1 protein-coding gene is annotated in these 1,441 nt (G+C 69.8%); it reads left to right on the forward strand.

Annotated features, from left to right (window positions below):
• Nucleotides 1-220: 220 nt before the first annotated feature.
• On the forward strand, nt 221-1,420 hold the full coding sequence (locus ACFPIH_RS56200; protein WP_381188101.1) for an IS110 family RNA-guided transposase: 1,200 nt from the start codon (nt 221-223) through the stop codon (nt 1,418-1,420).
• Nucleotides 1,421-1,441: the final 21 nt, after the last annotated feature.

A 1,441-nucleotide genomic window follows, 5' to 3' on the forward strand; every position in this document is an offset into this window, starting at 1 on the left:
CGGCCCTACCTTCTTGAGTGCGTCCCGAGAGTTCGCGACTCTGGGACTGCGCGGGTGGGGCAGGGATGGCTTTCATGCTGGCTGCCCTCGATGGCTCAGGCCGCTGGTCCCCCTGCCCCGCCACTTCTTCCGGACTGCTGATTAGGCACTGCGAACGATCGCTTGGTAGGGCGAGGACAGGCGGAAGGAGTCGCGTCACACACCGCACGAGGAGGGGACCGTGACCACCACCGCAGGCTTCGACATCGCCAAGGACTTCCACTGGCTCGCGGTCGCCGACGACCGGGGACGGCCGCTGCTCAGCCGCCGGGTCGACAACGACCCGGCCGCCATCGACCAGGCCATCGGCGAACTGCACACCATCGAGGCCGACCACGGCCCCGTCACCATCGGGCTGGACATTCTCGGCGGCATAGCAGCCCTGCTGACCGCGATGCTGCTGGCCGCAGGCTTCCGCGTCGTGCACGTGCCCGGCCTGGCGGTCAACCGCGCCCGCCGCGCCACCCGCGGCGGAGAGAACAAGTCCGACCCGCGCGACGCCAAAGTCATCGCCGAACAGGTCATGCTCCGCGAGGACCTGCGCACCGTCGAGCTGCCCGAGGAAGCCACCGTGGAACTGCGGCTCCTGGTCGGCCACCGCACCACGCTGGTCAAGGAGGCCACCGCCCGCACCGCGCGGCTGCGCGACCTGCTCACCGGCATCCACCCCGGCCTGGAGAAAGCCGTCGACGCGACGAACAAGTCGGGCCTCATCCTCCTGGGCCACTACGTCACTCCGGCAGAGATCCGCCGCGCCGGCGTCACCCGCATCGCGGACTACCTGCGCAAACGCGGCGTCAGGACGGCCATCGCCCAATCCCTGGCAGACGCGGCACACGCCTCCGCGCAGGCCCAGCATGCCGTCGTGCCCGGTGAACGGCGCACCGCGCGCCTCATCCGCGAACTCGCCGACGAACTGCTGGCCGGCAAAACCCGACTGAGTACGCTGGAAACCGAGATCGGGCAGCTGGTGGCCGACCACCCTGACGGGGCCCTCATCCGCAGCCTGCCGGGGATGGGGGCCACTCTGACCGCCGAGTTCATCGCCTCCGTCGGCGACATCCGCCGCTTCGCCGGCGGGGACGCCCTGGCCGCCGCGTCCGGTCTGTCCCCCGTGCTCTCGCAGTCCGGGAAGGTCCGCTACTCGCGCAGCGCGACCGGCGGCGACAAAGCCCTCAAGCGGGTCTTCTACCAGGCCGCGTTCTGCTCCATCCAGCGCGATCCCACCTCGCGGGCCTTCTACGACCGCAAACGAGCGGAAGGCAAACGCCATCACCAGGCCCTGATCGCACTCGCCCGGCGCAAGGTCAACGTCCTCTACGCCATCCTGCGTGACCGTCGGCCCTTCGAAGCCCGGCCAACTCTTCGTCTCGTGGCTTGACTTCAGCATTAGGCAGCGGCC

Source organism: Streptomyces vulcanius (assembly GCF_042653945.1).
Lineage (GTDB): Bacteria > Actinomycetota > Actinomycetes > Streptomycetales > Streptomycetaceae > Streptomyces > Streptomyces mangrovi.